This is a genomic window from Blastococcus brunescens (genome assembly GCF_035320885.1).
Classification (GTDB): domain Bacteria; phylum Actinomycetota; class Actinomycetes; order Mycobacteriales; family Geodermatophilaceae; genus Blastococcus_B; species Blastococcus_B brunescens.
The window spans coordinates 3825321-3850504 of record NZ_CP141261.1 but is presented as its reverse complement, the minus strand read 5'-3'; the positions used below and the strand labels follow the sequence as shown (position 1 = coordinate 3850504).

The following is a 25184-nucleotide window of genomic DNA, read 5'->3' as shown; positions in this document are numbered from 1 at the left end:
GAGGAGTGGCTCGGAGCCGCCCCAGGCGCGTGAGTTGCTCGGAAAGCGCGGATCCCACCGCGAGTCGCCCTGCGGGGTGTCGAGACGAGTGGGGGCCGGAGGCTCCCGCGAGGAGCGGCAGTAGCGGCTCCGCTCAGCTGGGGACGGCACGTGGCCGCGGTGCGGTCCGGAGGACCGCAGTGTCATAGCTCAGAAGGGGAGTTTGTCGCGCCTTCGCAGCGCTATCGCGCCGCCGACCACTCCGCCGGTGAGTGCTGCGGCGGCAACCGTCGGGACGCCGATCTTCGCGGCCTTCCGCCCGGTGCGGTAGTCACGGATGGTCCAGCCGCGCGCCCGCGCGATCGCCCGCAGCTCGGTGTCCGGGTTGACCGCGACGGCGGTGCCCACGAGGGACAGCATCGGCAGGTCGTTGGCGGAATCGCTGTAGGCGGTGCAGCGGTCCAGGTCGAGGCCCTCCCGCTCGGCGAGTGCCAGCACGGCCTCGGCCTTGGCCGGTCCGTGCATGAGCTCGCCGACCAGCCGCCCGGTGTACTTGCCGTCGACGATCTCGGAGACGGTGCCCAGCGCCCCGGTCAGGCCCAACCGGTGGGCGATGATCGAGGCCAGCTCGACCGGGGTGGCGGTCACCAGCCAGACGCGCTGGCCGGAGTCGAGGTGCTGCTGGGCCAGGGCCCGCGTGCCGGCCCAGATCCGGTCGGCCATGAGCTCGTCGTAGATCTCCTCGCTGGCCTCGACGATCTCCGTGACCGGCCGGCCGGCGACGAACGCCAGCGCGTTCTCCCGGATCGTGAGCATGTCGTCGGGATTGCCCTCGTTGCCGCCGATGCGGAACTTCGCCTGCTGCCAGACGAACCCGAGCATGTCCCGGCTGGAGAAGTACTTGCGGGCGGCCAGCCCCGGGCGAACCAGAACAGCGACGCGCCCATCATCATCGTGTTGTCCACGTCGAAGAACGCGGCTCCGGTGGGGTCGGGCTGCACCGCCGGTGGTGCCGCGACCTCGGCCGCCGCGGCAGCGGCCGCACCCGCGACGTGGGCGCGGGTCTCCTCGTCCGTCCGCGTCTCGGCGCTTCGGGACCCCGGCCGCGGAACGGCACTCGCGGCACGACAGACCTCCCACTGATGGACAGCCGACCCGGCTCGGGGCCCCGGTGCCCCGACCTAGCGGGATCGGAAGGGCAGGAGTCCGGGGGTCAGCAACCGATGGTCACCAGCGGGGCGCGCACACCTCGATCGGGCCCAGCGGCGGGAGCTTGACGATCGGCGGGGGTGTGGTCGTGGCGCCACCGCCACTGCCGCCGGGCAGCGGCAGCGGGGGAGCGGCAGGGACGGCGCCGGCAGCCGCGGGGACGTCTGCGTCGGAGCAGTCGGCGTCGGAGCGCCGCCGCCCGAGCCGGGAACGGGGGCGCGGGCACCGTCGGCAGCCCCGGGGTGGTCTCCTGCGGGGTGGTCACGGGGGCGCACCACTGGTTTTCGGGTCGGAGGTGCCGCTGTCCGGTGCGGCCGGAGGAACGGGCACGGGGGCGGGGCAGGGGCGGGCACCGGGCCGAGGGCGTCGGTTCCCGCGACGGCCGGACCGCCCGGGCACGCCAGCGCCGCCTGCAGGCCGGCGGTGCGCGCGCTGATCCCGGCCAGCAGCGTCAGGGACTGCGCTGCGGCGTCGGACGCCTCTGCGGGCATGCGGGACTGGAGGTCCGCCAGCTCCCCGGCCTGCCCCGTGGTCCACCGGGCCAGGTCCTCCAGCGGGCCGGTGCCGCCGGTCTCGACCGCGCGGTCGGTCAGCCAGGCGGCGCCGTCGGTCGTCTGCTCGTCCATCGTCTGCAGCGTCTCGACCACCAGGGAGGCGTCGCCGGCGGCCGCCGACACCGTCGCGCCGTCGTCGCCGGCGGGCGTGGCGGGCAGGGCGGTGCCACCCTCGCCGACCAGGGCCGCCACCTCGTCGAGCCGGGTGCTGGCGAAGTCGAGCAGCGTCCGTCCGCGCGAGTCACCGGCGAGGGCCAGCTGCGTCTGCTCGGTGCCGCGCTTGAGGTCGTAGAGGACGTCGCCGGGCCGGGCGCCGTCGGCGACGGCGACCAGGCCGGCCAGCGCGGTCACGGCCATCGCTGCGCCGGCCAGGCCGGCGGTGAGCCGGATGCGCCACCGCTTCGGCGCGCCGTGGGGGCACGGACGGCGAGGATCCGCTGGAGCCCGGATGCAGGGGCCGGCTCGGGTGCGCGGACGGCGGCCATGGCGACCAGACGGGCCCGGGTCCTCGCCTGGAAGGCCGGGTCGGGCTCGCCGTCGAGAGAGGGCGCGAGGGAGTGCAGCCGCGCGACCACGGCGTCCTCGCGGTCTCGCACGTTCATGCCCCGCCTCCGGTCCCCGTGTCCGCGGAGGAATCCATGGTCCTACCACCCCGCTGCACCCGACCCAACGAGGGGCGAGGGTATTCGGTTACGCCCCCGACGATTCGATTTCCGGTCATCGCAGACCGTCCGGCAGCAGACCCGCGAGACGGCGGACCGCCCGGTGCTGGAGCGCCTTGATGGCGCCGTCCTTCTTGCCCATGATCTCGGCGGTCTCCGACACCGACAGGCCGTGGATGAAGCGCAGCACGATGCACTCCTGCTGCTCGCTGCCGAGCTGCTGCACGCAGGCCAGGAGCTCGCGGTTCGTCAGGTGTTGCACCACCGCGTCCTCGGGGCCGTCCGTGGCGCGGTCGGCGTCGCGCATGTCCGCGGTGGTGACCTCCAGCCGGTACCGACTGCTCTTCACGTGGTCGAGGATGATGTTGCGGGCGATCGTGACCAGCCAGGCGCCCACGTCACGCCCCTGGAAGGACAGCGAGTCGATCCGCCGCAGCGCCCGGACGAAGGTCTCGCTGGTCACGTCCTCGGCCGTGGCGCGGTCGCCGACCCGGTAGTAGACGTACCGGTGGACCATCGACACGTAGTGGTCGTAGAGCCGGCCGAACGCCTCCGCGTCGCCGGCCTGGGCCTGGCTCACCAGCTCCCAGACGTCCACGCCGTCGGGGGCGGGCAGCAGTGCCACCCCCAGCGCCTGGGCCTCCGTCCCGGGGGCCTCCGCGCCGGCGGCCTCCCGCGCGGACCGGTCCTCGGCCACGTTCGGGGCGTCGAGCACCTCCGCGCTCGCACGCGGATAGGGCGTGGGCCTGGGCCGGGGGACGGTCGCGGGTGCGGCGACGGTCGCTGCGAGGCCGCGGGAGCAGCTGTCGGCGGCGAAGCGGCAGGGGACCGCTCAGCGTCGAGGGGCGGGGGCATGCGGGCGATCGACCTCCTGTACCGGCCCGCCTACCTGGACGTCTTCCCCAGCGCGCCCGGCGGGGAACGGGCGCGCGATGCTGCAGGGCTGGCCCCATGGTGACAACATCGCCCCAGCCCGTCCACGCCAGCTTGCCGGATCGCACACGGAAGTGCCTCCCGGTGGGCGGCGACAAGCACCAGCTCCAACGGAGGAGATGTGGAAGAGGCAGGCACGTCGCTCGCCGAGCTCGTACGGGCCGCCGCCCGGCGCCGACCCGAGGCTCCCGCGGTGGTGGCCGCCGAGCAGCGGCTGACCTGGGCCGAGCTCGACGCCACCGTCGACCGCGCCGCGGCCGGCTTCGCCGGACGGGGGCTGGCCCCGGCGACCGGGTGGCGATCCAGCTGCCCAACGGGCTCGCCTGGCTGCGCGCCGCCCTCGGCGCGCTGCGCGCCGGACTGGTCGTCGTGCCGGTGAACACCGCGTACACCGATCCGGAGCTCGAGTTCGTCCTCACCGACTCTGCAGCGGGTCTGCTCGTCGCGGCCACGGACCGGTCACCGGTGGCCGGCGTCCCGGTCTGCCCGGGCCCGCCGGATGCCGAGGGGCCCCGCCGGAGGTCGCTGCGGACCCGCAGGCGCCGTCCTTCCTGGCCTACACCAGCGGGACGACGGGCCGTCCCCGCGGCGCCATCCTCACCGCCGCGGCGCTGCGGGCCAACCAGGAGCAGTGCCTGGCCATGACCCCGCCGCCCGTCCGGGAGGACGACCGCGTGCTCCTGGTCCTGCCGCTCTTCCACGTCTACGGCCTCAACGCCGGCTTCGGTCTGGTGGCCGCCACCGGGGCCTGCGCGGTGCTGCAGGAGACGTTCGACCCGCGCGCGTCGCTGGCGCTGATGGCCGAGGAGCACGTGACGGCGGTGCCGGGTGCACCCCCGATGTACCAGGCCTGGCTGGCCCTCGCCGACGCGCTCGGCAGCGACGCCGAGCTGCGCCGCGGGTTCGCGGCGATGCGGATGGCCTCCTCCGGGGCGGCGCCGCTGCCGGAGGAGGTCTGGACGGCCATGCGGGACCGTGCTGCGGTGACCCTCTGGGAGGGCTACGGGCTCACCGAGGCCGCACCGGTCGTGGCCAGCACCCTGGCCACGGGGCGGGCCAAGCCCAACTGCATGGGTGGCGCCCTCCCCGGCGTGGAGCTCGAGCTGCGGGACACGGCCACGTCCGACGACGACGGCCGGGTCGACGACGCCGAGGACGACGAGCAGCTGGAGGGGCCGGGGAGATCTGGATCCGCGGGGCCAACCTGTTCGCCGGCTACTGGCCCGAGGGCGCCGACGGCCCGGACGCCGACGGGTGGCTGGGTACGGGGACCTCGCCTACCGGGACGCGGACGGCGACCTGCACCTGGTGGACCGGCGCAGCGACCTCGTCCTGGTCAGCGGCTTCAACGTCTACCCCGCCGAGGTGGAGCGCGTGCTGGACACCCATCCGGCGGTCGCGGAGAGCGCCGTCATCGGCGTCCCCGACCCGACCACGGGAGCTGCGGTCCGCGCCGTCGTCGTCGTCCGGCCGGGGAGCGGCTCACCTTCGAGGAGCTCCGGTCGCACGCGTCGGAGTCCCTGGCCCGCTACAAGGTGCCGACGTCGGTGCACTTCCTGTCGGCCCTGCCGCACTCCCTGACCGGGAAGGTCAGCCGTGCGCGGCTGCGGGAGCTCGGTCTCACCGGGGACGGCACGGGGAGGACGTCGTCGAGGAGGCCGGGGCGGTCGCCGATGCCTGACACGGCCGCGCGGCTGCAGCTGCTCACCCGGGCCGGCTGCCACCTCTGCGAGGTGGCCGCCGAGACCGTGACCCGCATCGGTGCCGAGGCCGGGCTGGTGCCGGAGGCCGTCGACGTCGACGCCGATCCGGACCTGCGGGCCGAGTACGGGGACCGGGTGCCGGTGGTCCTGCTCGACGGTCGCGAGCACTCCTACTTCACCGTCGACGTCGTCCGGCTGCGGCGGGATCTGGGAATCGCCTGACGCGAACCCAGGCATAGGTACCTATACCTGTGTTCTCGGTGCCCAGACGCATGGATAGGTACCTATGCCTGGGTGCGGGGCGGGGTGTGGGGTGCTGGGTGCGGGGTGCCTGGGAGGGGCCGTGGGGCGTCGCTTAGGGTGGTCTCCACCACAGCGCCACCCGTACGGGCCGGTCAGCGGGCTCCGCGGGGTTCGGCGACTTTGTTCCCGCGTTCACAAGCGGCTACCGTGGCGAACGCGGGCGATCCTGCGCCCGCGTTCCCGATCCCCGCGCCCTCGACCACTCGGGCGCGACCGCTGTGGAGAGCCCGTGATCCAGCCGCGGCCCCGGACGATCCCGGAGGCCACCGTCGCCCGCCTGGCCGTCTACCTCCGGTGCTGTCAGCTCTGGCCGACGGCGGTCGGAGCACCGTCTCCTCCGGTGAACTGGCCGCGGCGGCCGGCGTCAACCCGGCCGGGCTGCGCAAGGACCTCTCCCACCTCGGCCCCTGCGGCGTGCGGGGGTGGGTTACGAGGTCCGTGCCCTGCGCGACCGCGTGTCCCGCGTGCTGGGCGTCGAGCGCTCCCGTGCCTGCGTGCTGGTCGGCATGGGAAACCTCGGATCGGCTCTCGCCGACTACGCCGGCTTCGGCTCCCGCGGATTCGAGTTCGTCGGCCTGTTCGACGCCGCGCCCGCCCGGATCGGGCAGTCGATCGGCGGGCACACGGTGCGCGCGATGGACGAGCTCGAGGAGGTCGTCGCGGCGACGCAGGCCTCCATCGGCGTCATCACGACACCGGCCGAGGTGGCCCAATCGGTCTGCGACCGGCTGGCCACGGCCGGGGTGAGGAGCATCTTGAACTTCGCGCCGGTCACGCTGGCCGCACCCTCGGGGGTGGACGTCCGCAAGGTCGACCTCTCCGTGGAGCTGCAGGTACTGGCCTTCCTCGGCCAGCAGCGGATGGTGCCGGAGACGGCTGTCGAGGAGCCGGCGTGAACGAGCTCGCGAGTTCCGCCCTGGACAGAGCCAGTCTGCGAATGGGGCCGACGAGCGCCGGCGAGGAGGACTCATGAGCCTGCTCGCGGTGGGCGTGTCCCACCAGACCGCGCCGGTGGCCCTGCTGGAGCAGTTCGCCATGGGTGCCGACGACCGGATCAAGGCCCTCCACGAGCTCGTCGAGAGCACGCACGTCACCGAGGCGCTCGTGCTCGCGACGTGCAACCGGATCGAGGTCTTCGCGGAGGTCGAGAAGTTCCACGGCGGGGTGAGCGACGTGAGCCGGGTGCTCGCCCGCCAGGCCGGCGCCACCGTGGAGGAGCTCTCCCGTACGTGACCGTGCACTACGAGGACCAGGCCGTCGCGCACCTGTTCGCCGTGGCGTCCGGGCTGGACTCGATGGTGGTCGGCGAGACGCAGGTCCTCGGCCAGCTGCGCGCCGCCTACGCCCTCGCCCGCGAGCAGGGCACCGTCGGTCGCGCCCTGCACCCGGTGGCGCAGCGCGCCCTGCGGGTCGGGAAGCGGGTGCACACCGAGACCGGCATCGACCGGGCCGGCGCCTCCCTCGTCTCCGTCGCGCTCGACCGTGCCGAGGACTCCGTCGGCAGCCTCGACGGGCGCCGGGTCCTCGTGGTCGGCGCCGGCTCCATGGGGGCTCTCGCGGCGACCACGCTCGCCCGCCGCGGTGCCTCGGTCGTCGTCAGCACCCGCACGCGGGCGCACGCCGCCCGCCTGGCCACGGCCGTGGGCGGCCGCGCCGCCGACCTCGCCGACCTGCCCGTCGAGCTCGCCGCGGCCGACGCCCTCGTCACCTGCACGGGGGCGACCGGCCTCGTCGTCGGCACCGACGTCGTGACCGAGGCGATGACGGGCCGGGATGGCCGGCCCCTGGCCGTCGTCGACCTGGCCCTGCCGCGCGACGTCGATCCGGGCGTGGCCGCCCTGCCCGGCGTCCACGTCGTCGACCTCGCGCTCCTGCAGGGCGAGCGCGCCTCGACCCCGGGCCGGCCGACCGCCGGACCGGTCGCGGCCGACGACATCGCCGCCGCCCACGCGCTCGTGGAGGCCGAGACCGCCCTGCTCCGGGCCGAGCGGCAGGCCGCCGAGGTCGCCCCGACGGTGTCGGCCCTGCGCAGTCAGGCCGCCGACGTCGTCGAGGCCGAGCTGCTGCGGCTGTCCACCCGCCTGCCCGACCTCGACGCCCGTGCCCGGAGCGAGATCGCCCGCACCGTCCGTCGCGTGGTGGACAAGCTGCTGCACGAGCCGACCGTCCGGGTGAAGGAGCTGGCCGCCGCCCAGGGCGAGACCGACTACGCGGGCGCCCTGCGGGCGCTCTTCGGCCTCGGGATCGACTCGCCCGTCGAGGACCTCTCCGACGCGGTCACCGTGGATCCCGACCTCCGCACCGAGGAGGCGTCGTGACCACCTCCACCGCCACCACCACCCTGCGCCTGGGCACCCGGGGCAGCGAGCTGGCCACCACCCAGTCGCAGACAGTCGCCGACGCGATCACGGCGGCGACCGGGGTCCGCGTCGAGCTCGTGCCGATCGTCACCGAGGGCGACCGTTCGCGGGCCGCGATCCAGCAGCTGGGGGCACGGGCGTCTTCGTGGCCGCGCTGCGGGACGCGCTGCTGGCCGGCGAGGTGGATCTCGCCGTGCACAGCTACAAGGACCTGCCGACGGCGGCCGAGCCGGGGCTGACGATCGCCGCCGTGCCAGTCCGCGAGGACCCGCGCGACGCGCTGGTCGCCCGCGACGGGCTCACCCTCGGCGAGCTGCCGCCGGGCTCGACGGTCGGCACCGGGGCGCCGCGCCGGGTCGCCCAGCTGCGTGCGCTCGGCCTCGGGCTGGACGTCGTCCCGATCCGGGGAAACGTCGACACGCGGCTCGCCAGGGTGGGTGGGAACGGCAAGCAGGGCGATCTGGACGCCGTCGTCCTCGCGCGCGCCGGCCTCAGCCGCCTCGGTCGGCTGGCGACGATCACCGAGAACCTCGACCCGATCCAGGTGCTGCCGGCCCCGGCCCAGGGCGCGCTGGCGATCGAGTGCCGGACCGGTGACGCCCGCAGCCGCGAGCTGGCCGGCCGGCTCGAGGACGCCACGGCCCGCGCCTGCGTGGCGGCCGAGCGCACCGTGCTGGCCGCCCTCGAGGCCGGCTGCAGCGCCCCGGTGGCCGCCTACGCCGAGCTCGCCGAGGGCGAGCACGGCCCCGAACTGTTCCTCCGCGCCTCCGTGACCGCGATCGACGGCAGCGATGCCGTCCGTGGCTCGGTCAGCGGCTCCCTGCCGGACGCCGCCGCCCTCGGGCGGGCGCTGGCCGAGGAGCTCCTCGACCGCGGCGCGGCCGAGCTGATGGCGGTCAGCCGATGACCCGCCACCCCATGCAGACCCCCGAACAACAGGCCCTCCGGGCCGGGATCAGGAGCACGCGATGACGCGCTTCCGCAAGACCGCAGGCCACGCCGGCCGGGTCGTCTTCGTCGGAGCAGGACCGGGCGACCCCGGCATGCTCACCGCCCGGGCGACCGCGGCGCTCGCCGGGGCGGCACTCGTCCTCGTCGACCCCGACGTCTCCGTCGCGGTCCAGGACGCCGTCCGCGAGGAGCACCCCGGCACGGAGCTGAGCCCGGCGGTGGGCGAGCCGGCCGAGGTCGCCAAGGTCGCCGTCGAGGCGGCCAAGAAGGGCGCGGTCGTCGTCCGGCTGGTCGCCGGTGACCCGTACGCCACGGACGCCGTGGTGAAGGAGGCGCTGGCCGTCGGCCGCACCTCCATCCCCTTCGACGTCGTGCCGGGCGTGGCCACGTCCACCGCCGTCCCGGCGTACGCGGGCGTCGCCACCGGCGGCACCGCGGTCACCGCCGACCTGCGCAGCGGCGTGGACGTGAGCGCGCTGGCGGGCGCCGTGAGCTCCACCGGTGGCACGCTCGTCCTCCAGGGCACCGCCGAGGACCTCCCCGACGCCGCCGTCCGGCTGGTCGAGGGCGGCCTGTCCGGCAGCACGCCGGTCGTGGTCACCACCGGCGGATCCGGGACGGCGCAGAAGAGCGTGGTGGCCAAGCTGGCCGCCGTGGCCGAGAAGACCGCCGGCCTGGACTCGTTCAGCGGCCCGGTCGTGGCCACCGTCGGCACCGCCGTCGACAAGCGCGCCCGGCTGTCCTGGTGGGAGAGCCGGCCGCTGTTCGGCTGGCGCGTCCTGGTGCCGCGCACCAAGGACCAGGCCGGCGAGATGAGCGACCGGCTGCGCGCCTACGGCGCCGTGCCCGTCGAGGTGCCGACCATCGCCGTCGAGCCGCCGCGCAGCCCCGCCCAGATGGACCGCGCCATCAAGGGCCTGGTCACCGGTCGCTACGGCTGGATCGTGTTCACCTCCGTCAACGCGGTGAAGGCCGTCCGCGAGAAGTTCACCGAGCTCGGTCTCGACGCCCGCGCGTTCGCCGGCGTCAAGGTCGCCTGCGTCGGCGAGCAGACCGCCGAAGCCGTGCGCGCGTTCGGCATCCAGCCGGAGCTCGTGCCCGCCGGAGAGCAGTCCAGCCAGGGTCTGCTGGCCGACTTCCCGCCCTACGACGACGTCTTCGACCCGATCGACCGGGTGCTCCTGCCCCGAGCCGACATCGCGACCGAGACGCTGGCCGCCGGGCTGCAGGAGCGCGGCTGGGAGATCGACGACGTGACCGCGTACCGGACCGTCCGGGCGGCCCCGCCGGCAGCGAGTGTCCGCGAGGCGATCAAGGGCGGCGGCTTCGACGCCGTCTGCTTCACCTCCTCGAGCACGGTGCGCAACCTGGTCGGCATCGCCGGCAAGCCGCACGCGAAGACCGTCGTCGCGGTGATCGGCCCGGCCACGGCCGCCAGCGCCCAGGAGTTCGGGCTGCGGGTGGACGTGCAGCCGGAGACCGCCGCTGTCGGGCCGCTGGTCGACGCGCTCGCCGAGCACGCCCTGTCGCTGCGCGAGGGCGCGGAGGACGGGGCGGAGAAGTGAGTGACGGCTTCGCCCGCGGGCGCCGGCTCCGGTCGACGCCCGCGCTGCGGCGGCTCACCGCCCAGACGCGGCTGTCCCCGGCCGACTTCGTGCTGCCGGTCTTCGTCAAGCAGGGCATCGACGAGCCGGTCGCGATCAGCTCGATGCCCGGCGTCGTCCAGCACACTCTCGACTCGCTGCGGAAGGCCGCGCACGAGGCGGCCGAGGCCGGCATCGGCGGGCTGATGCTGTTCGGCATCCCCGGCGACAAGGACGCGGTGGGCTCGCAGGCCGACGCCGCCGACGGGATCGTCAACGTCGCGCTCCAGCAGCTGAAGGCCGACCTCGGCGACGAGCTCGTGCTCATGGCCGACCTCTGCCTGTGCGAGTACACCGACCACGGGCACTGCGGCGTGGTCACCCCTGCCGGCGTCGTCGACAACGACCCGACCCTGGACCGGTACGCGGCGGTGGCCATCGCGCAGGCCCAGGCCGGCGCCCACGTCATCGCGCCCAGCGGGATGATGGACGGCCAGGTCGCGGCCATCCGGACGGCCCTGGACGGCGCCGCGTACACCGAGACGCCGATCCTGGCGTACGCCGCCAAGTACGCGAGCGGCTTCTACGCACCGTTCCGCGAGGCGGCCGAGGGCGCCCCGCAGTTCGGCGACCGCTCGACGTACCAGATGGACCCGCCGAACGCCGACGAGGCGCTGCGCGAGGTGGCCCAGGACCTCGCCGAGGGCGCCGACGCCGTCATGGTGAAGCCGGCCCTGCCCTACCTGGACATCATCACGCGGGTCGCCGACGCGGTGCAGGTGCCGGTGAGCGCCTACCAGGTCAGCGGCGAGTACGCGATGGTCGAGGCGGCCGCCGCCCACGGCTGGGTCGACCGCGAGCGGGCGATCCTGGAGACGTTGACCGCCATCCGGCGCGCCGGCGCCGGCACCGTGCTCACCTACTGGGCCGTCGAAGCGGCACGCCTGCTGCGCTGATGGTCGGGCAGGTGGGGAGGACTTCGTCGAGCACGGCGGGTCGTGGCGGCCGCTCTGGATCGTGGCCGGGGCCTTCGCCGTGTTCCTCGGGCTGGACATCGTCCTGCCGGGTCCGGACATCGCTCCGCTCGTCTGGGTCCTGGTCCTCGTCGTCGTCCTCGGCGTCGTCGCGATCGGCTGCCTGTCGGCGCTCCGGGTGTGGACGGTCCGGGTGGGCGGGGCCGGCCTGTCGGTCGGGCGGGAGCTCGTCTCCTTCTCCGACATCGACGTCGACCACCTGCGGGCCGTGGACTCCGGGGTCGACGCCGGCGCCCCGGTGCTCGGCGGGGGCTGGTCGCTGCCCCGTGGGCGCACCGGGCTGCCGCTCCGGTTCACCGACGGGCGCACGGTGCTCGTGCCGACCCGCGACCCGGCCAGGCTGTACGAGGCGCTGATGGTCCGTGTGGCCGACACCTCCGACACCCGTGACAGCGCTCCAGGATCAGAGGGGACACTGGGGCCGTGACCTCGCTGGACAGCCCCGCCCATCCCTACGAGGCCCCGGTCTCGGCCGGTCTCTTCGCCCGCGGACGGCAGATCATCCCGGGCGGGGTGAACAGCCCGGTCCGCGCCTTCCAGGCCGTGGGCGGCACGCCCCGGTTCATGGTCGAGGGGCCGGCCCCTGGATCACCGACGCCGACGGGCGCCGCTACGTCGACCTGGTCAGCTCCTGGGGTCCGCTGCTGCTGGGGCACGCGCACCCTGCCGTCGTCGAGGCCGTCGCCGCCGCGGCGCGGAGGGGCTGTCCTTCGGCGCCCCGACCGAGGGCGAGCTCGACCTGGCCGAGGAGATCCGCGACCGGGTGGCGCCGGTGGAGAAGGTCCGGCTGGTCAACTCCGGCACCGAGGCCGTGCTCTCGGCGATCCGCCTGGCGCGGGGTGCCACGGGCCGGCCGCTGGTCGTGAAGTTCGCCGGCAACTACCACGGCCACGTCGACGCGCTGCTGGCCTCGGCCGGCTCCGGCGTCGCGACCCTGGGCCTCCCCGACACCCCCGGCGTCACCACCGGCGCGGCCGCGGACACCGTCGTCCTGCCCTACAACGACGTCGCCGCGGTCGAGGCCGTGTTCACCGAGCGGGGCAGCGAGATCGCCTGCGTGATCAGCGAGGCCGCCGCGGGCAACATGGGCGTCGTCCCCCGCTGGACGGCTTCAACGCCGAGCTGCGCCGGATCACCGCGGCGCACGGCGCGCTGCTCGTCCTCGACGAGGTCATGACCGGCTTCCGCGTCTCGCGCTCGGGCTGGTACGGCCTGGACCCGGTCGATGCCGACCTGTTCACCTTCGGGAAGGTCATGGGCGGCGGGCTGCCGGCCGCGGCCTTCGGCGGCCGCGCGGACCTCATGGACCAGCTGGCGCCGATCGGGCCGGTCTACCAGGCCGGGACGCTGTCCGGGAACCCGGTGGCCGTCGCCGCCGGTCTGACCACGCTGCGGCACTGCACGGACGAGGTCTACGCCCACTGCGACGAGGTTGCGGCCGTCCTGCGCGGTGCCGCCAGCGCCGCGCTGTTCTCGGCCGGGGTGCCGCACCGCGTGCAGCAGGCGGGCAGCATGTTCTCGATCTTCTTCGTGCCCGACGAGCGCCAGGTTCGCGACTACGACGACGCGAGGACCCAGGACGTCGCCCGGTACACCGCGTTCTTCCACGCGCTGCTGGCCCGCGGGGTCTACCTGCCCCGTCGGCCTTCGAGGCGTGGTTCGTCAACGCGGCGCTGTCGGGTGAGGCCCTCGACCGGGTGCTCGAGGCCCTTCCAGCGGCCGCGCGTGCGGCGGCCGAGGTCGGCACGCACCGCAGCGGTGAGCTGCCGAGCGAGAGGTCCACATGAGCGACACGACCGTCGTCCACCTCCTGCGGCACGGCGAGGTGCACAACCCCGCCAAGGTGCTCTACGGCCGGCTCCCGGGCTACCGGCTCTCCGACGCAGGCGTGGAGATGGCGAAGCAGGCCGCGGACTGGTTCGCGGACAAGGACGTCGTCCACCTGGTGTGCAGCCCCATGGAGCGCACCCGGCAGACCGCGCAGCCCCTGGCCGACGCCCGCGGCCTCGAGATCCACGTGGACGAGCGGATCATCGAGGCCGGCAACGCGTTCGAGGGCCAGACCGTCGAAGGGGGCAACGGCGTCTGGCGGGCGCCCCGGCACTGGTGGAAGCTGCGCAACCCCATGCGTCCGTCGTGGGGCGAGCCCTACGTCGAGATCGCCGCCCGCATGATCGCCGCGGTGGAGGCAGCCCGGGACGAGGCGCGCGGTCACCACGCCGTGCTCGTCAGCCACCAGCTGCCGATCTGGACGGTGCGGCTGCACGTGGAGGGACGCCGGTTCGCCCACGACCCGCGCCGCCGGGAGTGCAGCCTGGCCAGCGTCACCTCCCTCACCTATGACGGTGACCGGCTCGACGGGGTGTCCTACGCCGAGCCGGCCGGGGCGACGCCGCCCGACGCGGTGCCCGGCGCATGAGGCGCCTCCTCGCCGGCATGGCCGCCGCCGTCCTGCTCGCCGGGTGCACGTCCGGGTCCGACGCGGTCGACGTCAACTCCGGCGGCGAGTTCCGCTTCGTGGAGGCGACGCCGTCGGGCGAGGTCATCCCGCCCGACGAACGGGCCAGCGCGCCGGAGTTCTCCGGCACCCTGCTCGGCGGCGGCGAGTTCTCCTCCGCGGAGCTCTCCGGCGACGTGGCCGTCCTCAACTTCTGGGGCTCCTGGTGCCCGCCCTGCCGGGTGGAGACGCCGCAGTTCCAGGAGGTCTACGCCGACGTCCGGGACGACGGGGTGCAGTTCCTGGGCCTCAACGTGAAGGAGACCGACGAGCAGTTCGCCCTGAACTTCGTCGACCGGTTCGGCATCGAGTTCCCCTCGCTCCACGACCCGCGCGGGGAGGTGGCGCTGGCGTTCAGGGACTACCCGGCGAACGCCATCCCCTCCACCATCGTCCTCGACCGGGAGGACCGCGTCGCCGCCGTCTACACCGGGGAGATCTCGCAGGACGATCTCCGTCGCGTGCTCGACCTGGTGCTCGGGGAGGCCTGACGTGGGGAGACCTTCGCCGGGCTCGTCACCGACGGGCCGCTGCTCGTCGCCGCCGCCGTGGCCGCGCTCGTGGGGCTGATCAGCTTCGCCTCGCCCTGCGTGCTCCCGCTGGTGCCCGGCTACCTCTCCTACGTCACCGGGCTGGTCGGGTCCGGCGCGGCGCCGGCCGCTCCGTCCGGATCGGGCGGGACGGCGACGGCGACGGCGACGGCGGTGCGGACCGACGTCCCACCGCGCGCCCGCATGGTGCTCGGCGCCTCGCTCTTCGTGCTGGGTTTCACCGCGGTGTTCGTCGCCTTCGGAGCCGCGTTCGGCGGGCTGGGCCGGCTGATGCTCGAGCACGCCGACCTGCTCAACCGGGTGTTCGGCGTCATCACGATCGTCGTCGGCCTGGCCTTCCTGGGCTGGCTGCCCGTGCTCCAGGGGACCAGGCGGATCACCGCCCGCCCGGTGGCCGGCCTCGCCGGGGCGCCGCTGCTCGGCATCGTGTTCGGCCTCGGCTGGACCCCTGCCTGGGGCCGACCCTGTCGGCGGTCTACTCACTGGCGTTCTCCGAGGCGACGGCGACCCGCGGCGCGCTGCTCAGCGTGGCCTACTGCATCGGGCTCGGGGTGCCGTTCGTGCTCGTCGCGCTGGGCGCACGGTGGGCGGTCGGGGCCACGTCGTTCCTGCGCAGGCACGCCCGCTCGGTCACCCGGTTCGGGGGCGCGGTGCTGGTGCTCGTCGGGCTGCTCCTGCTCACCGGCGCGTGGACCGAGATGATGGGGTGGCTGCGCTCCTGGCTGGCCGCCACCGGGTTCGCGGAGACGGCCCTGTGAGCACGATCGCCCCACCCCGGCCCCCGGCCGCGCCGTCGCCGTCGGCCCCGCGACGGGGGCGGGCCTGCTCCTGCGGTGGTGGCGGCGGCTCACCGCGATGCGGACGGCGATCGTGCTGCTGTTCCTCCTCGCGCTCGCCGCCGTGCCCGGGTCGTTGCTGCCGCAGCGGTCGTTGTCGCAGAACGCCGTCAACCAGTACTTCGTCGACCACCCGACGCTCGCGCCCGTGCTCGACGACCTGTTTCTGTTCGACGTCTTCAGCTCGCCCTGGTTCGCGGCCGTCTACCTGCTGCTGTTCGTCTCGCTGATCGGCTGCGTCCTCCCACGCGGGCTCGAGCACTACCGCGCGATGCGGGCGGCGCCGCCGGCCGCACCGCGCAACCTCCTGCGGCTGCCCGACGCCGGTGAGCTGCCCACCACCCTGCCCACCGAGCAGGCGCTCGACGTCGTCGAGGAGGAGCTGCGGGTCCGCCGCTTCCGCGTCGTCCGCCGGCAGGGGAGCTGTCGGCCGAGAAGGGGTACCTCAAGGAGACCGGCAACCTGCTGTTCCACCTCTCGCTGGTGGCGCTGCTGCTCGGCCTCGCCGGCGGCAAGCTGTGGGGCTACGAGGGCAGCATCCTGGTGACCGAGGGCCAGGGGTTCTGCAACTCCTTCCAGCAGTACGACACGTACTCGGCGGGACCGCTGGTCGGCAGCGGCGACCTCAGCCCGCTGTGCGTCGACCTCGAGGACTTCCGGGCCGAGTACGAGGACAACCTCACCGCGGCCTCCTTCACGGCCGACATCGGGTACGGCGGCCCAGGGAGGAGCCGCGGACGACGACCATCGGGGTCAACGACCCGCTGCGCCTCGACGGCGACCGCGTCTACACCACCGGGCACGGCTTCAGCCCCACGTTCACCGTCACGCGGCCCGACGGCACCTCGCTGGACGACGTCTCCGTACCGTTCCTGCCGTCGGACCAGGCGACGATGGCCAGCCAGGGCGCGCTCAAGGTCCCCGACCTGGGCGCCGACGGCGAGGACCAGCTCGCGGTGGAGGGGTTCTTCGCCCCCACGGGCCTGGTGCAGGGTGGCGTCCTCACGTCGGTGGACCCGCGTCCGCTCGCGCCGCAGGTGGCGCTCGTGGCGTACCAGGGATACCTGGGGCTGGACTCCGGCGTCCCGCAGTCGGTGTACTCGCTGGACTCCTCGCAGATCGACCGGGGCAGCCTCACCGAGGTGGGGTCGGCGAACCTCTCGGTGGGCGAGTCGATGACGCTGCCCGACGGCACGACCATCGCCTTCACCGGCTTCCGGCAGTTCGCCGCCTTCCAGTACTCCCACGATCCCGGTCAGCTGTGGGTGCTGGGCTCGTCGATCGCCCTGCTCACCGGCCTGCTGGGCATGCTGCTGCTGCGCCGCGAGCGCGTGTTCGTCCGAGCCGCCGCGGCGTCGGGCGGCGGCGGTACCGTGCTCACGCTGGCCTCGATCACCCGGGGAGCGGTGAGAACGCTCCCCGGTTCGCCGCTCTGACCGACGACTTGACCGACGCACTCGTCGCGCGCTCACCCGCACCTCGCTCACCTCACCACGGACCGGAGGACCCCCGCGTGTCTCCTGACGAGCTGGCCTCGCTGTCGGACAACCTCTTCTCGATCAGCATCGCCCTGTACTCGCTGGCCGTCGTCGCGTTCAGCGCGCAGCTGGCCTTCGGTCGCCGGGCGACGCGGACCCGGGAGCTGGTCTCTGCCGGCGGTGCGGCCCCGGAGGTGCCGGCCGAGGTCTCGGCGCCCGTGGAGGACGGCCGCGGACGGCGCTGGGGCATGATCGCCATGGTCCTGGTGGCGCTCGGGGCCGTGGCCCACGGCGGGGTGCTGCTCGCGCGGGGGCTGGCCACCGACCGGTTGCCGTGGGGCAACATGTACGAGTTCTCCACGGCCACCGTCTTCGTGGCCGTCGTCGCCTACCTGGTCTTCGCCGTGCGGGCGCCGGGCCTGCGGCACATCGGGTTGTTCGTCCTGGCCCCCGTCGTGCTGTCGATGGTGCTGATCGGGCTGTTCCTGTACGCCGAGGCCGGCCCGCTGGTCGCTGCCCTGCGGTCGTACTGGCTGGCCATCCACGTCAGCACGGCCGTCATCGGCTTCGGCGTCTTCTTCGTCAGCGGCATCGCCAGCGTGATCTACCTGGTGCGGACCCGGCACGAGGAGCGGGTCGCCGCGGGGAGGAGCCCGGGGGCCTGCTCGCCCGGCTGCCCGGAGCGGCCGCGCTGGACCGCGTCGCCCACCGCACCGCCGTCTTCGGCTTCCCGATCTGGACCTTCACGGTCATCGCCGGCGCCATCTGGGCCGAGGCGGCGTGGGGCCGGTTCTGGGGCTGGGACCCCAAGGAGACCTGGGCCTTCATCGCCTGGGTCGTCTACGCCGCCTACCTGCACGCCCGCACGACCGCGGGCTGGCGCGGGAAGCCCGCGGCGTGGGTGAACGTCGTGGGCCTCGGCGTCATGATCTTCAACCTGACGTTCGTGAACATGGTGTCCACCGGCCTGCACAGCTATGCCGGCGTGAACTGAGCGCTCTCGCGGTCACGCTGGGTGATCGCGAACGGGCCCCGTCCGGGATCCGGCGGTCAGCGTGCGCAGGGCGGGGAGCACGGAGATCTTCTCTGATCCTGCGCTCTCGTGCTTCCATGCCTCGAGAACGACCGCTGGTCGAAGTCACATGGGAGTCACCGTGGGTAAGCATGCAGCGCCGGACGGAGCGTCGGAGGACCCGATCGTCGCCGACGCCCTCGCACACCGGCCCGAGGGGCCGTGCACCACGCGGCCGCGGAGGGTCCCGTCGGCTGGCCCGGCGACCCGGCGCCCGAGGGCGGCCGGGTGGGCTGGCCGGGTGACCTCACCGGGCCTGCCGCGCCGTCGGCCGACGCCGCGCCCGTGGTCCGCCGCGCCTGGCGACGGTTGTTCGGGCTGAGCCGGGTGGCCTAGGAGGAGGACCCGCCCGCACGCTCGCGGCGGCGCTCCGGCCAGGGCCGCAGGGGCACTACGCGGGGAGCCGTCGTCCCGTCGGGTGCGGCGATCGAGCTCGCGCAGGAACTCCGGGTCGTCGTCCGGTGCGAGCGGCCGGGGCGGCCGCTGCGGACGCGGGCCACGTGGCGCACGGGGCGCGCGCAGACCCCTCCGCCCGGCCGTCCGGGGGCACCAGCCGCCCGCATCACCAGCACGACGACCGCCACTGCGATCACGAGCACCACCAGGAACACCACGGTTGAACCCCTCGTCGGCACCCAGCGTACGTCCGCGGCGATACTCGGTGCCGGACGAACGTCGTCAGCAGGGCCGAACCCGGGACGGAGAGCCACCATCGACGCCGTGGACCAGCAGCTGATCGACCTGCTGCGCGCCAGCGGCCGCGCCAGCTACGCCGAGCTCGCCCGGCAGGTCGGGCTGTCCTCCCCAGCGGTCCACGAACGCGTGGGCAAGCTGGAGACCGCGGGCGTCATCACCGGCTACCGGGCCGTCGTGGACCCCGGATCCGTGGGCCTGGACGTCACCGCACTGGTCAGCGTCATCGAGAGCGACATGGTCGACGACACGGGCGTCGAGGCGGCCATGCGTGAGGTCCCCGGCATCGAGGACTGCTGGCGGGTGGCCGGCAGCGAGGGCTACGTGCTCAAGGTCCGCGTGACCGACATCCCGGCACTCGAGGCCACCATCGACGCGTTGAACCGGATCAGGGGTGTGGCCCGCACCCGCACGACCGTCGTGCTCTCGACCAAGTGGGAAGGCCGCCATGCCTGACAGCAGCTCCGTTCCGTCCGGCCCCGCCGGGGCCCGGCGACGCCACCGAAGATCCTGCCCTGGTTGCTGGTGTACACCGTCGGCCGGCTGGCCATCGCCGCTGCGCTGGTGCTGATCCTCTGGATGGTGGGTCTCGACTTCTGGACGGGCCTGCTCTTCGGCCTGCTGCTGTCGATGCCGGCGTCCTACTTCCTCCTGCGCCCCTCGCGGGAGCGGCTGAACGAGGGTCTCGTGGCGCGCAGCACCATGCGCCGGGCGGCCAAGGAGGACCTGCGCACGCGGCTCAGCGGCAGCACGGACTGACCACGCCGACAGTGGGCGCGGATGCCCAGTTCGCGGCTGGAGAACTGCGCATCCGCGCACCCTGCCGCTGCCGGGACCGGCGGAGTGGCCGGCGGGCGCCTCCCCCGCGCTCAGCCGCTGAGCGCGAGCCCCGCGCCCAGCAGCACGCCCGTGGCGAGGGTGACCTGCCCCGCGCCCTGCAGTGCCGCGATCAGCGCCTGGCCACGGCCGCCGGAGAGCACGATGCGGACGGGGGTGAGGGCCAGGGGCGCGGCGAGCAGCCCGAGCAACGCCCACGGCCGTTCGATGCCGACGACGACGATCACCGCGAAGACGACGACGTACAGACCGGCGAAGGTCAGCTGCGTGGCCCGTCCGCCGAGGAGGACTGCCAGCGTGCGCTTGCCGACGGCCGCGTCCCCGTCGATGTCGCGGAGGTTGTTGACCACCAGGATGGCCACGATCAGCAGGCCCACCGGCACCGACATCGCGAAGGCCAGGCCGGGCAGCGTGCCGGTCTGCACGTACGTGGTGCCCACGACGGCGACCGGACCGAAGAACACGAACACGAAGACCTCACCCAGCGCGCGGTAGCCGTAGGGCACCGGCCCGCCGGTGTAGGTCCAGGCCGCGACGATGCACACGGCGCCGACGGCGACCAGCCACCAGCTCGACAGCGCCGCGAGCGCCAGCCCGGCCACGGCGGCGACGCCGAACGCGAGGGCGGTGGCGACCAGCACCTGGCGGGGGCCGCCGCCCCGAGCCGACGAGCCGCATCGGGCCCACGCGGTCGGCGTCGGTACCGCGCACGCCGTCGGAGTAGTCGTTGGCGTAGTTGACCGCCACCTGCAGCGACAGGGCGACCAGCAGGGCGAGCAGTGCGGGGCCCAGGTCGAAACCGTCGAGGGCGGCGGCCACCCCGCTGCCCACGAGCACGGGGGCCAGCGCGGCCGGGAGGGTCCGCGGCCGGGCGCCGGCCAACCACTGGGCGGGGGTGGCCATCAGACCTCCGGGGTCAGCGCCGCGACCGCGCGGCGGTCGGGCTTGCCGGTGTGCAGGAGCGGCAGGGCGTCGACGACCTGCAACTGCCGGGGCGCCGCCGGGCCGCCGAGGCGGGCGGAGACCCACGCACGCAGCGTCGGCAGGTCGGGCGTGGCCCCGGCCGCCGGGACGACGGCGGCGACGACGCGCTGCCCCCAGGTGGGATCGGGCCGGCCGAAGACGACCGCGTCCACCACGGACGGGTGCTCGCGCAGCGCCGCCTCCACCGAGGCCGGGGCGACGTTGACCCCGCCGGAGATCACCACGTCGTCGAGCCGTCCGACCACGGTCAGCCGGCCGTCCGCGTCGAGCGCTCCGGCGTCGCGGGTGCGGAACCAGCCGCCGGCGAAGGCGGTCTCCGTGCCGGCGGGGTCCAGCCGGTACCCCAGCGCGAGGGTCGGTCCGGCCAGCTCGATGCCCCCACCGGTCACCCGGACGCGGACGCCGTCCAGCGGCTGCCCGTCGTACACGCAGCCGCCGGCCGTCTCGGTCATCCCGTAGGTGGTCACGACGGCGATGCCCTCCGCGCGCGCCCGGTCGAGCAGGGCCGGGTCGGTGGCCGCCCCACCGACGAGGATCGCGTCGAACGAGCGCAGCGCGTCGGGTTCCTCGTCGAGGTGGCGGCGCAGCTGGGTGGGCACCAGCGAGGTGTACCGGCGTCCGGCCGGCATGCGGCGCACGGCGGCGGTGAGCGGCTCACTCTTTCCCAGCAGGGTGGGAGGGATGCCCGCCAGCACGCTGCGGCAGAGCACCTGCAGCCCCGCGATCGCCGACGCCGGGAGCGTGAGCAGCCAGCTGCCGGGGCCGCCCAGCCGCTCGGAGGTCGCAGTCGCGGAGGCGAGCACGGCATCGGCCGGCAGCAGCACCCCCGGCCGGTCCCGGTCGATCCCGAGGTGACGACGACGACGTCGGCGCCGGTCTCCAGCGGCTCCTCCGGCCGGAGCGCGGCACGGGCGGCCGCGACGACCGCGGGAGGACCGTCCGGCAGGACGGCGAGCGGGGTGGTGCCGTCGAGCGCGGCGCGCACGTCGGCCGGGGAGAGGTCGGCCGCAGGCACGAGGGCGAGGTGCCTGGACACGAGGGAACAGCCTACGTCCGCGCCCGAACTACGCTCCTCCCGTGATCACCGCCGTGTACCGGGTGCCGCTGCGTGCCCGCTTCCGCGGCATCGACGTCCGCGACGGGCTGCTCGTGCAGGGGCCCGCGGGCTGGGGCGAGTTCTCCCTTTCTGGGACTACGACGTCGCCGAGAGCCGGCGGTGGTGGGCCGCGGCGGTGGAGGCGGCCGTCGAGGGCTGGCCGGCGTCGGTGCGCTCCTCGGTGCCCGTGAACGTCACCGTGCCGGCGGTCGACGCCGACCGCGCGCACGCGATCGTGGTCGCGTCGGGCTGCGGCACGGCCAAGGTGAAGGTGGCCGAGCCGGGGCAGTCGGAGGCCGACGAGCTGGCCCGCGTCGAGGCGGTCCGGGACGCCCTGGGTCCGGCCGGCGCGATCCGCGTCGACGCGAACGCCGCCTGGGACGTCGACACCGCGGTCAGCCGCATCGCCGGGCTGGACCGCCGGGTGGGACTGGAGTACGTCGAGCAGCCGTGCGCCACGCTCGAGGAGCTGATCGCGCTGCGCCGGCGGATCGACGTGCGCATCGCCGCGGACGAGGTGGTCCGCCGCTCCGCCGATCCGCTGCGCGTCGACCTGCGCGAGGCCTGCGACGTCGTCGTCCTCAAGGTGCAGCCGCTGGGTGGGGTCCGGGCGGCCCTGCGCGTGGCCGAGGCACACGGCCTGCCGTGCGTGGTGTCGTCGGCGCTGGAGAGCTCGGTCGGCATCGCCGCCGGGGTCGCGCTGGCGGCCGCGCTGCCGGAGCTGCCGTTCGCCTGCGGGCTGGCCACCGTCGCGCTGTTCACCGACGACGTCACGTCGTCCCCTCTGCTGCCGGTCGGCGGCGAACTGCCGGTCGTGCGTCCCGAGCCGGACCGGCTGGCCGCCGTCGCGGCCGACCCGGACACCGACGCCCGCTGGCGGGCGCGGCTCGAGGCGGTGACCGCCGCGTGAACCCGGCCACCGCCTTCGCCCGCGTGCTGGTCGACGAGCTGGTGCGGGGCGGTGTCACCGACGCCGTCCTGGCGCCGGGCTCCCGTTCGGCGCCGGTGGCCCTGGCGCTCGCGGCCGCGGAACGCGACGGCCGGCTGCGGCTGCACGTGCGCATCGACGAACGGACGGCGGCGTTCCTGGCGCTCGGCCTGGGCAAGGCCTCCGGCCGGCCGGTGCCCGTGCTCACGACCTCGGGTACCGCCGCGGCCCACCTGCACGCGGCCGTCCTGGAGGCCGACGCGAGCGGTGTACCGCTCCTGGCGCTCACCGCCGACCGCCCGCCGGAGCTGCGGGCGACCGGTGCCAACCAGACGATCGAGCAGGCCGGTCTCTACGGCGGGGCCGTCCGGTGGGCCGCCGACGTCGGGGTCCCGGAGGCGGGCCGGGAGGCGGCGCAGAACCGGTACTGGCGGTCGCTGGTCGCGAAGGCGCTGCTCACCGCGACCGGCGCGCTGTCGGCCGACGCCGGTCCGGTGCACCTGAACCTGGCGTTCCGCGAGCCGCTGCTGCCCGACGACGAGGACGACGAGCTCACCGGTGCCTGGGCCGGGCGGCCGGACGGAGCGCCGTGGACGGTCGCGCAGTCCTGGTCGCCGGCCACCTCCGGCGGGACGGGCCGGCGGCAGCGGACGCTCGTCGTGCTCGGTGACGGCCCGCCGTTCCGGGGTCGGATCGCCGGGGGCACGCCGCATCCGCCGGCTGGCCGGTGATCGCCGAGCCGTCGAGCGGGGTCTGGGGAGGGGCAGGACTGCGCGGCGGCGCGCTGCTGCTGGGCGCGCCGGAGTGGCTCGACGCCCACCGCCCCGACCGGGTCGTCGTCGTCGGCCGGCCGACCCTGTCCCGGCCGGTCTCGGCGCTGCTCGCCGACCCGCGGGTGCAGGTGGAGACCACGACGGCCGGTCCGCGGTGGCCGGACGCCGTCCGTTCCAGTTCCGCGGTCGGCCTGGGGTTCGACGGCGGACCGGGGAGGGCGGGACCATCGACGGCTCGTGGGCCCGGGAGTGGGCCGTCGCCGCTGATCGGGTGGGCGCCGCCGTCGACGCCGCCCTCGACGCCTCGCCGGCCCTGACCGCCGCCAGGCTCGCCCGCGACGTCGTGGCGGCGCTGCCGTCCGGGGCGCTGCTGGTGCTCGGTTCCTCGACGCCCGTGCGGGACGTCGACCGGCTCGCCGTGCCGCGCGGCGACCTCACCGTGCTCGCCAACCGCGGTGTGGCCGGCATCGACGGCACGATCTCGACGGCGACCGGTGCGGCGACGGTGCACGGTGGCGCGGCCTTCGCGCTGATGGGCGACCTGACGTTCCTGCACGACCTGACCGGGCTGCTGATCGGCGACGGCGAACCGGCGCCGGATCTCACGGTCGTCGTGCCCGACAACGACGGCGGCGGCATCTTCGCCCAGCTGGAGCCGGGGAGGACCGGCACGCCCGCGACTACCGGCGGGTGTTCGGCACCCCGCACGGGCGGAACCTGGTCGCGGTCGCGGAGGCGCTCGGCTGGCGCGCGAGCCGGTTGACGTCGACGGACGAGCTGCCCGGCGTCCTGGCGCTCGGCGGACCGCGCGTCGTCGTCGTCCGCACCGACCAGCGTGCCGAGGCGGCCCTGGCGTTCGAGCTGCGCGCAGCGGCGGCCGCCGCCCTGCGCTAACCCTCGAGCGCGGCCTGGAAGGCGGCGAACTTCGACTGGGTCTCGGCGAGCTCGGCGGACGGGTCGGACCCGGCGACGATGCCGCAGCCGGCGAACAGCCGGGCGCTGTCGTCACCGACCAGCTCCGCGCAGCGCAGGGCCAGCCCGAACTCGCCGTCGCCCCGGGCATCGAGCCAGCCGACCGGACCGGCGTAGCGGCCGCGGTCCATGCCCTCGAGCTCGGCGATCACGGCCGCGGCGCCCGGCGTCGGGGTGCCGCACACGGCGGCCGTGGGGTGCACCGCGCCGACGAGCTCGAGCAGCCCCGCCCGGCTCCTGGCCCCGGTGCGGCGCTGCGTGCCGGTCACGTCGCTGGCCAGGTGCCGGACGTTGGCGAGGGTGAGCAGGTCGGGCTCCTCGGGAGCATCCAGCGTCGCGCAGAACGGCTCGAGGGCGCGCACCAGCGAGTCCACGGCGAGGGCGTGCTCGGACCGGTCCTTGGCCGAGCCGATGAGCGCCGCGGCCAGCCGCTCGTCGTCGGCACCCGCCCCGCGCGGCGCGGTACCGGCCAGCACCCGGGCGGAGAGCTGCCGCCCGGTGCGGCGCAGGAGGAGTTCCGGGGTCGCGCCGAGCAGGCCGTCGACGGCGAACGTCCAGCAGTCCGGGAAGCGGGCCGCGAGCCGGCGCAGCAGCCGCCGCGGGTCGAGGGGGACGTCGGCGGAGACGAGCAGGTCGCGGGCGAGCACCACCTTCTCCAGCTCACCGGCGTCGATCCGGGTCACCGCCTCGGCGACCGCGGCGCACCAGGTGGCCGGGTCGAGGGCGCCGTCGGCGTACCGCAGACGGGGTGCGGGGCCGTCGTCGGACTGGGCGGGGAGGAGGACGTCGCGCGGGTCGACGTCGCCGACCGTCGTCAGCCAGGCCACGCCGTCACGCCGGCCCAGGACGACATCGGGGACGACGAAGACCGACGTCCCGGCGCGGGGGTCGAACGCGATGCTCGCGAAGAGGACCGGTCCGGAGCCGGCGACGCCGAGCTCGTCGTCGGTGTCGAGACCGCCGGTGAAGTCCGACCACCAGGCGGCGGCCTCCTCGAGCGCGCGGGGCCCCGAGACCTCGAGCCGCGCCGCCTCGCCCCAGCCGACCAGGCCCTCGCCACGGCGGACCCAGGACAGCGCGCCGTCGGCGGGGAGCCGGTCGAGCAGCCCACCGGCGGCCCCGGTGCGGACGGTCGTCACGGTGCGCGCAGCGGCCTCCGACGAGGTCAGGGCAGCCGCTGTCACGTGTCCAGAGTA

Annotated in this window: 30 protein-coding genes and 8 pseudogenes; 29 read left to right on the top strand and 9 right to left on the bottom strand. The window is 75.0% G+C overall.

Translation table 11 applies throughout. The features are described 5' to 3' along the window. Positions 1-189: 189 nt before the first annotated feature. From U6N30_RS25835 to U6N30_RS25820, 4 genes are all read right to left on the bottom strand, one after another. Positions 190-861 carry an HAD family hydrolase gene (locus U6N30_RS25835; protein WP_324274515.1) on the bottom strand — a complete coding sequence of 224 codons (672 nt, stop codon included), beginning with the start codon at positions 859-861 and terminating at the stop codon, positions 190-192. A 299-nt stretch (positions 862-1160) separates the two neighbouring features. Next, positions 1161-2099: a DUF5667 domain-containing protein gene (locus U6N30_RS25830; protein ID WP_324274514.1), complete on the bottom strand. Its 939-nt coding sequence runs from the start codon at positions 2097-2099 to the stop codon at positions 1161-1163. Next, the gene (locus U6N30_RS25825; protein ID WP_324274513.1) at positions 2090-2344 is read right to left on the bottom strand and encodes a hypothetical protein; all 255 of its coding nucleotides are present in this window, start codon (positions 2342-2344) and stop codon (positions 2090-2092) included. Before U6N30_RS25825 ends, U6N30_RS25830 begins: the two co-directional genes overlap by 10 nt. 115 nt (positions 2345-2459) lie before the next feature. Next, positions 2460-3119 (bottom strand): sigma-70 family RNA polymerase sigma factor, encoded by a 660-nt coding sequence (locus U6N30_RS25820; RefSeq protein ID WP_324274512.1) that lies wholly within the window; start codon positions 3117-3119, stop codon positions 2460-2462. 339 nt (positions 3120-3458) lie between these two features. Here U6N30_RS25820 and U6N30_RS25815 point away from each other — a divergent pair, with 339 nt between their 5' ends. From U6N30_RS25815 to U6N30_RS25765, 12 genes and pseudogenes are all read left to right on the top strand, one after another. After that, the gene (locus U6N30_RS25815; protein ID WP_324274511.1) at positions 3459-3716 is read left to right on the top strand and encodes a hypothetical protein; all 258 of its coding nucleotides are present in this window, start codon (positions 3459-3461) and stop codon (positions 3714-3716) included. Beyond that, positions 3632-3982, top strand: a complete 351-nt coding sequence (locus tag U6N30_RS25810) for an AMP-binding protein (RefSeq protein ID WP_324274510.1) — start codon at positions 3632-3634, stop codon at positions 3980-3982. Before U6N30_RS25815 ends, U6N30_RS25810 begins: the two co-directional genes overlap by 85 nt. Continuing rightward, positions 3889-4398, top strand: a pseudogene (locus tag U6N30_RS34615) (AMP-binding protein); the annotation flags it as partial. The gene U6N30_RS25810 and the pseudogene U6N30_RS34615, both read left to right, overlap by 94 nt. Before the next feature lie 13 nt (positions 4399-4411). Beyond that, on the top strand, positions 4412-4918 hold the full coding sequence (locus U6N30_RS34610; RefSeq protein WP_422677980.1) for an AMP-binding enzyme: 507 nt from the start codon (positions 4412-4414) through the stop codon (positions 4916-4918). 92 nt (positions 4919-5010) lie between these two features. Beyond that, positions 5011-5262 carry a glutaredoxin family protein gene (locus U6N30_RS34605; RefSeq protein WP_422678144.1) on the top strand — a complete coding sequence of 84 codons (252 nt, stop codon included), beginning with the start codon at positions 5011-5013 and terminating at the stop codon, positions 5260-5262. 72 nt (positions 5263-5334) lie between these two features. Beyond that, positions 5335-5691, top strand: a pseudogene (locus U6N30_RS25800) (hypothetical protein); the annotation flags it as partial. Positions 5692-5765: 74 nt separating this feature from the next. Next, complete coding sequence (locus U6N30_RS25795; protein WP_324274509.1) at positions 5766-6239, top strand: redox-sensing transcriptional repressor Rex; 474 nt, start codon at positions 5766-5768, stop codon at positions 6237-6239. 73 nt (positions 6240-6312) lie between these two features. Then, positions 6313-7661: pseudogene (locus tag U6N30_RS25790) on the top strand (glutamyl-tRNA reductase). Continuing rightward, positions 7658-8610: pseudogene (hemC, locus tag U6N30_RS25780) on the top strand (hydroxymethylbilane synthase). The pseudogenes U6N30_RS25790 and hemC overlap by 4 nt, the downstream one beginning before the upstream one ends. 61 nt (positions 8611-8671) lie before the next feature. Beyond that, positions 8672-10219 (top strand): bifunctional uroporphyrinogen-III C-methyltransferase/uroporphyrinogen-III synthase, encoded by a 1548-nt coding sequence (locus U6N30_RS25775; protein ID WP_324274506.1) that lies wholly within the window; start codon positions 8672-8674, stop codon positions 10217-10219. Further along, positions 10216-11193 (top strand): porphobilinogen synthase, encoded by a 978-nt coding sequence (hemB, locus tag U6N30_RS25770; protein ID WP_324274505.1) that lies wholly within the window; start codon positions 10216-10218, stop codon positions 11191-11193. Before U6N30_RS25775 ends, hemB begins: the two co-directional genes overlap by 4 nt. Before the next feature lie 61 nt (positions 11194-11254). Continuing rightward, positions 11255-11698 (top strand): hypothetical protein, encoded by a 444-nt coding sequence (locus U6N30_RS25765; RefSeq protein ID WP_324274504.1) that lies wholly within the window; start codon positions 11255-11257, stop codon positions 11696-11698. A 25-nt stretch (positions 11699-11723) separates the two neighbouring features. On the opposite strand, the gene U6N30_RS25760 is transcribed toward U6N30_RS25765, so the two are convergent. After that, positions 11724-11933: a hypothetical protein gene (locus tag U6N30_RS25760; RefSeq protein WP_324278615.1), complete on the bottom strand. Its 210-nt coding sequence runs from the start codon at positions 11931-11933 to the stop codon at positions 11724-11726. Between U6N30_RS25760 and U6N30_RS25755 the strand changes: the two genes are divergently transcribed. The 10 genes and pseudogenes from U6N30_RS25755 to U6N30_RS25695 all read left to right on the top strand — a co-directional run bounded on the left by U6N30_RS25755 (position 11859) and on the right by U6N30_RS25695 (position 18041). Then, entirely contained in the window at positions 11859-12137 is a 279-nt protein-coding gene (locus U6N30_RS25755) for an aminotransferase class III-fold pyridoxal phosphate-dependent enzyme (protein WP_324278469.1), read from the top strand. The two genes, U6N30_RS25760 and U6N30_RS25755, sit on opposite strands and share 75 nt — an antisense overlap. Then, positions 12035-12846: pseudogene (locus U6N30_RS34600) on the top strand (aminotransferase class III-fold pyridoxal phosphate-dependent enzyme); the annotation flags it as partial. The gene U6N30_RS25755 and the pseudogene U6N30_RS34600, both read left to right, overlap by 103 nt. 208 nt (positions 12847-13054) lie before the next feature. Further along, positions 13055-13690 carry a histidine phosphatase family protein gene (locus tag U6N30_RS25740; RefSeq protein WP_324274502.1) on the top strand — a complete coding sequence of 212 codons (636 nt, stop codon included), beginning with the start codon at positions 13055-13057 and terminating at the stop codon, positions 13688-13690. Next, positions 13687-14259 carry a TlpA family protein disulfide reductase gene (locus tag U6N30_RS25735; protein ID WP_324274501.1) on the top strand — a complete coding sequence of 191 codons (573 nt, stop codon included), beginning with the start codon at positions 13687-13689 and terminating at the stop codon, positions 14257-14259. Before U6N30_RS25740 ends, U6N30_RS25735 begins: the two co-directional genes overlap by 4 nt. A 57-nt stretch (positions 14260-14316) precedes the next feature. Beyond that, entirely contained in the window at positions 14317-15021 is a 705-nt protein-coding gene (locus U6N30_RS25725) for a cytochrome c biogenesis CcdA family protein (RefSeq protein WP_479690557.1), read from the top strand. A gap of 153 nt (positions 15022-15174) precedes the next feature. Beyond that, positions 15175-15812, top strand: a pseudogene (locus tag U6N30_RS25720) (cytochrome c biogenesis ResB family protein); the annotation flags it as partial. Beyond that, positions 15791-16591 carry a cytochrome c biogenesis ResB family protein gene (locus U6N30_RS25710; protein ID WP_324274499.1) on the top strand — a complete coding sequence of 267 codons (801 nt, stop codon included), beginning with the start codon at positions 15791-15793 and terminating at the stop codon, positions 16589-16591. The pseudogene U6N30_RS25720 and the gene U6N30_RS25710, both read left to right, overlap by 22 nt. A gap of 290 nt (positions 16592-16881) precedes the next feature. Continuing rightward, positions 16882-17199, top strand: a pseudogene (locus U6N30_RS25705) (c-type cytochrome biogenesis protein CcsB); the annotation flags it as partial. Beyond that, positions 17163-17627, top strand: coding sequence for a cytochrome c biogenesis protein CcsA (gene ccsA / locus U6N30_RS25700; RefSeq protein WP_324278467.1), 465 nt, complete (start codon positions 17163-17165; stop codon positions 17625-17627). The pseudogene U6N30_RS25705 and the gene ccsA, both read left to right, overlap by 37 nt. 240 nt (positions 17628-17867) lie before the next feature. Continuing rightward, positions 17868-18041 carry a hypothetical protein gene (locus tag U6N30_RS25695; protein WP_324274498.1) on the top strand — a complete coding sequence of 58 codons (174 nt, stop codon included), beginning with the start codon at positions 17868-17870 and terminating at the stop codon, positions 18039-18041. Here the strand turns inward: U6N30_RS25695 and U6N30_RS25690 are convergent. Then, positions 18038-18307, bottom strand: a complete 270-nt coding sequence (locus tag U6N30_RS25690) for a hypothetical protein (RefSeq protein ID WP_324274497.1) — start codon at positions 18305-18307, stop codon at positions 18038-18040. The genes U6N30_RS25695 and U6N30_RS25690 overlap by 4 nt on opposite strands. Before the next feature lie 118 nt (positions 18308-18425). On the opposite strand from U6N30_RS25690, the gene U6N30_RS25685 reads away from it, so the two are divergent. Both U6N30_RS25685 and U6N30_RS25680 read left to right on the top strand, forming a co-directional pair. Then, positions 18426-18854 (top strand): Lrp/AsnC family transcriptional regulator, encoded by a 429-nt coding sequence (locus U6N30_RS25685; protein ID WP_324274496.1) that lies wholly within the window; start codon positions 18426-18428, stop codon positions 18852-18854. 69 nt (positions 18855-18923) lie between these two features. Then, the gene (locus U6N30_RS25680) at positions 18924-19157 is read left to right on the top strand and encodes a DUF4229 domain-containing protein (RefSeq protein ID WP_324278466.1); all 234 of its coding nucleotides are present in this window, start codon (positions 18924-18926) and stop codon (positions 19155-19157) included. 110 nt (positions 19158-19267) lie between these two features. Here the strand turns inward: U6N30_RS25680 and menA are convergent, their stop codons facing one another. Then, a complete protein-coding gene (menA, locus tag U6N30_RS25675; RefSeq protein ID WP_324274495.1) occupies positions 19268-19876 on the bottom strand; it encodes a 1,4-dihydroxy-2-naphthoate octaprenyltransferase in 609 nt (202 codons plus the stop codon). Between the two features lie 261 nt (positions 19877-20137). Next, positions 20138-21043: an AMP-binding enzyme gene (locus U6N30_RS25670; RefSeq protein ID WP_324274494.1), complete on the bottom strand. Its 906-nt coding sequence runs from the start codon at positions 21041-21043 to the stop codon at positions 20138-20140. Positions 21044-21296: 253 nt separating this feature from the next. On the opposite strand from U6N30_RS25670, the pseudogene U6N30_RS25665 reads away from it, so the two are divergent. From U6N30_RS25665 to U6N30_RS25645, 5 genes and pseudogenes are all read left to right on the top strand, one after another. Then, positions 21297-22225 (top strand): annotated as a pseudogene (locus U6N30_RS25665) (o-succinylbenzoate synthase). Then, the gene (gene menD / locus U6N30_RS25660; RefSeq protein WP_324274492.1) at positions 22222-22974 is read left to right on the top strand and encodes a 2-succinyl-5-enolpyruvyl-6-hydroxy-3-cyclohexene-1-carboxylic-acid synthase; all 753 of its coding nucleotides are present in this window, start codon (positions 22222-22224) and stop codon (positions 22972-22974) included. The pseudogene U6N30_RS25665 and the gene menD overlap by 4 nt, the downstream one beginning before the upstream one ends. Further along, positions 22971-23333, top strand: a complete 363-nt coding sequence (locus U6N30_RS25655) for a hypothetical protein (protein WP_324274491.1) — start codon at positions 22971-22973, stop codon at positions 23331-23333. Before menD ends, U6N30_RS25655 begins: the two co-directional genes overlap by 4 nt. Beyond that, positions 23288-23779 (top strand): hypothetical protein, encoded by a 492-nt coding sequence (locus U6N30_RS25650; protein WP_324274490.1) that lies wholly within the window; start codon positions 23288-23290, stop codon positions 23777-23779. The genes U6N30_RS25655 and U6N30_RS25650 overlap by 46 nt, the downstream gene beginning before the upstream one ends. Next, a complete protein-coding gene (locus tag U6N30_RS25645) occupies positions 23776-23910 on the top strand; it encodes a hypothetical protein (RefSeq protein WP_324274489.1) in 135 nt (44 codons plus the stop codon). Before U6N30_RS25650 ends, U6N30_RS25645 begins: the two co-directional genes overlap by 4 nt. On the opposite strand, the gene U6N30_RS25640 is transcribed toward U6N30_RS25645, so the two are convergent. After that, entirely contained in the window at positions 23907-25172 is a 1266-nt protein-coding gene (locus U6N30_RS25640) for an isochorismate synthase (protein ID WP_324274488.1), read from the bottom strand. The genes U6N30_RS25645 and U6N30_RS25640 overlap by 4 nt on opposite strands. Positions 25173-25184 lie beyond the last annotated feature (12 nt).

Coding starts and splice junctions, on each gene's coding strand:
- U6N30_RS25735 (WP_324274501.1), top strand. CDS start 13,687: ATGAGGCGCCTCCTCGCCGGCATGGCCGCCGCCGTCCTGCTCGCCGGG.
- U6N30_RS25740 (WP_324274502.1), top strand. CDS start 13,055: ATGAGCGACACGACCGTCGTCCACCTCCTGCGGCACGGCGAGGTGCAC.
- U6N30_RS34605 (WP_422678144.1), top strand. CDS start 5,011: ATGCCTGACACGGCCGCGCGGCTGCAGCTGCTCACCCGGGCCGGCTGC.
- U6N30_RS25825 (WP_324274513.1), bottom strand. CDS start 2,344: ATGAACGTGCGAGACCGCGAGGACGCCGTGGTCGCGCGGCTGCACTCC.
- U6N30_RS25830 (WP_324274514.1), bottom strand. CDS start 2,099: ATGGCCGTGACCGCGCTGGCCGGCCTGGTCGCCGTCGCCGACGGCGCC.
- U6N30_RS25775 (WP_324274506.1), top strand. CDS start 8,672: ATGACGCGCTTCCGCAAGACCGCAGGCCACGCCGGCCGGGTCGTCTTC.
- U6N30_RS25835 (WP_324274515.1), bottom strand. CDS start 861: ATGCTCGGGTTCGTCTGGCAGCAGGCGAAGTTCCGCATCGGCGGCAAC.